The organism is Paraburkholderia sp. UYCP14C (assembly GCF_004197395.1).
Lineage (GTDB): Bacteria > Pseudomonadota > Gammaproteobacteria > Burkholderiales > Burkholderiaceae > Paraburkholderia.
In genome coordinates this window covers 1-3,421 of record NZ_SELS01000183.1, presented here as the reverse complement: position 1 = coordinate 3,421, position 3,421 = coordinate 1, and the positions used below count along the sequence as shown (strand labels likewise).

Below are 3,421 nucleotides of genomic sequence, written 5' to 3'. Positions count from 1 at the left end.
CCTCACTGGCTAGCCGCAGATCCAGCGCATCCAGGATCGCGTCGTCCGCCTCGATCTGCGCAATCAGGTTCCAGCTCATTTCCTGCAGGTCCGCCTCGATGAGCCCGCGCGTGCCGTCCAGCGTCTGTTGCACCCACTGCTTCAGGGTCTCCCGTCGCGCCTTCACCGACGCGCGCTCACCGCCGATGTAGCTCACCTTCCACTGGCGGGCCACCAGACTGTATGTCTTGAGCACCTGATACAGTGACAGGGCCGCACAGCGCGTGCCGCAGGCTTCGTCGCCGTCCTTCATGCGCAGCCCGGCACGGCTCCCCCCGGGGGCCTGACACAGATACGCGTCGATCTTGCGCGCCACGACCGGCTGCAGCGCGTCGAGGGTCTGCAGGGCGCCCCGCCGGTGGCGCTTCAGCTGCGCGCTGCGCGCCAGCGGCAGCAGCCCCATGCACAGGTTGCCCATGCACTCCAGCGGTTCATCGCGCAGGCTCCCGGCGCCGCACAGCCCCCGGATCCGTCCCAGCGCTGTCGCGCCAAGCGGCCGTAGCGCGTCGTGCATCCGCAGCTGGGCGAAAGCCTTGAGCAGCAAACCCACGTGGCGGCCCTCGGCGCTTTCGAAGCGTTCCGGGCGCAGCGCCAGGTGCATCGCTACCCCCATCAGTACACCGCGTGCGAGCCTGGCGTCCCCGTCTTCGTCCCCGCCCAGCCGCGCCAGCGCGTTGGCAATCTGCGCGAGCTGGCCGAAGTCGAACGCATTCCACGCGAGCGGGGGCCAGCCCAGGCGTGCCGCCAGCAGCCTCGCCGCCTCCCGCAGGCCGGTCTCCTGCGGCCATCTGGACAGCGCATTCAGCGCCATCGCCACTGCCTGCGCGGTCATCGACCTGCGCAGCACCTCGTCGGTGGCAACCCGCTGCGCCAGCACCCGTACCGCGTCCCGCGCGTCGGGCTCGTCCGGCCATCTGGACAGCCCGTTCAGTGCCATCGCCACTGCCTGCGCGGTCATCGACCTGCGCAGCGCCTCGTCGGTAGCGATCCGTTGCGCCAGCACCCGCACCGCGCCCCGTGCTTCGGGCTCGTCCGGCCATCTGGACGGCGCATGCAGGACCTCGGCCACATGCTGCGCGTTCATCGACCTGCGCAGCGCCTCGTCGGTGGCGACCCGCTGCGCCAGGGCCAGCACCGCATCCCGCGCTTCAGGCTTCTCCGGCCACTTTGACAGCGCATTCCCGGCCATCGCCACTGCCTGCGCGGTCATCGCGCGGCGCAGCGCCTCGTCCGTGGCGACCCGTTGCGCCAGGGCCAGCACCCCGTCCCGTGCTTCAGGCTCGTCCGGCCATCTGGACAGCGCATGCAGGGCCTGCGCCACGTCCTGTGCGTTCATCGCGCGGCACAGCGCCTCGTCGGTGGCGACCCGTCGCGCCAGCACCCGCACCGCGTCCCACGCTTCGGGCTCTCCCAGCCATCTGGACAGCGCATTCAGGACCTCGGCCACATGCTGCGCGGTCATCGCCTGGCGCAGCACCTCGTCGGTGGCGACCCATTGCGCCAGGGCCAGCCCCGCGTCCCGCGCTTCAGGCTCCTCCGGCCACTTTGACAGCGCATTCCCGGCCATCGCCACTGCTTGCGCGGTCATCGACCTGCGCAGCGCCTCGTCGGTGGGGATCTGCCTGGCCAGGGCCAGCCCCGCGTCCCGTGCTTCGGGCTCGCCTGGCCATCTGGACAGCGCATGCAAGGCCATCGCCACTGCCTGCGCGGTCATCGCGCGGCGCAGCGCCTCGTCGGTGGCGACCCGCCTAGCCAGGGCCAGCCCCGCGTCCCGCGCTTCAGGCTCCTCCGGCCACTTTGACAGCGCATTCAGGACCTCGGCCACATGCTGCGCGGTCATCGCCTTGCGCAGCACCTCGTCGGTGGCGACCCGCTGCGCCAGGGCCAGCACCGCATCCCGCGCTTCCGGCTCCTCCGGCCACTTTGACAGCGCATTCCCGGCCATCGCCACATGCTGCGCGGTCATCGACCTGTATAGTGCCTCGTCGGTGGGGATCCGCCTGGCCAGGGCCAGCTCTGCGTCGCAGGTTCTCCTCTCCTGCGGCCACTTCGAGAGGGCATTGAGCAGGCTTGAGATGCCCTGGCCGTTCAGCCTGTCGATCAGGCTGTACGCCTCAAGATGTGCGACAAGACACAACACCGCTTCGCAGCACCTCCCGTGTTGCGCCGCCTTGGACAGCGCATTGCCCAGAATGGCCGCCTCCTTGGCGCTGAGCCCTTTCGCCGCGTCCCGCTTCAGCACTTGCACTGCGATACGTTCCAGCGCCAGCCGGCAGATCTCACGGTCGGCATGCTTGCTCAGCTTGTTGGCGAGATGGGCGTAATGTGCAGCCGGCAGGTCCTCGCACCAGTCGGTGTCCACGACATAATGCGCCGCCAGCTCCACAGCCTCACGGACTTTTCCGGTGTCCGCAAACCCGTCTTGCAGTTTCTGCAAATACCGAGCTAGGAAGTACACGTTATCCCCAGCATGGGCCGGGCACAGAAAGACCAGCGCGCGCCCGTAGCCATTACGTTGCGCGAGCACATTATCCGCTGCCATGCGGAAACATCGTTGCGGAAAGCCATCATCCCGCCAGTCCCGGTAAAGCAGCTGTTGCTGCTCGCGCCGTTGCTCCTCGGCCTTCTGGCTGAACTCACGTGCCGGATATGTCAGGTGTCTCGCCAGACACCGGCTGCGGCGCTGCGATCCATACGGGCCGATGCCTGGCCTTGTACCCTCGCTGTCATCCAGCGCATCCCCCGATTTGCGCGATGGACCTGCTGCCTGAGCCCAGGACTTCTGCACACCACTTCCCGTCAGGACCGGCCGATGCTGATAACCGGGCTGGTGGTGCGTGCCCGGACGCGATGACGATGGCCCCGGCTGGCTCCGGCGGCGGCCCATCCCCCCCTTCTCGTCCGCCCCGGGCCTCTCGCGTCCGGGCAACGCGCGCAAGGGGTACCCGGCGTTCTCTTCCCCGTCATGAGGCCGGGAGGAGAACGCCCGCTGCCGCTGGGCGCCCGGATAAGCCTGAATCCCGCGCGCCTGGCGTACGGGTAGCGCCGCCAGCCGCATGTCAAGGGCCGGACCTGTATGCCGATCCGCGCACCCCCCTGGCCCCGTCCCGGATCGCCTGGGTGCTGATTCCTCAACCCTTTCATTGTCACCACCATCATCTGGACTTACCGGCCCGTCGATTTTCATCGCGGCAAATCCAGGGCTTGGCGGGGGGTTGTCACGTTGGCAGGGGCGGCTGGGTTAAAAGACCGAATAACAGGGTTCTGCCGCGATAAGAATGGCAGGCATTTTTCCATATCAATACCAACTGATTGCGGGTTTTCCGAAGGGGCCGAATTTGTCTGCGAGCCCCACCGGGAATGGCTTTCGGATCTGGCGAGG

Annotated in this window: 1 pseudogene; it reads right to left on the bottom strand. The window is 68.1% G+C overall.

The window, feature by feature from the left end:
* Nucleotides 1-2,581: pseudogene (locus tag EVC45_RS43955) on the bottom strand (Type III effector protein (Skwp5)); the annotation flags it as partial.
* Between the last annotated feature and the right edge of the window lie 840 nt (nucleotides 2,582-3,421).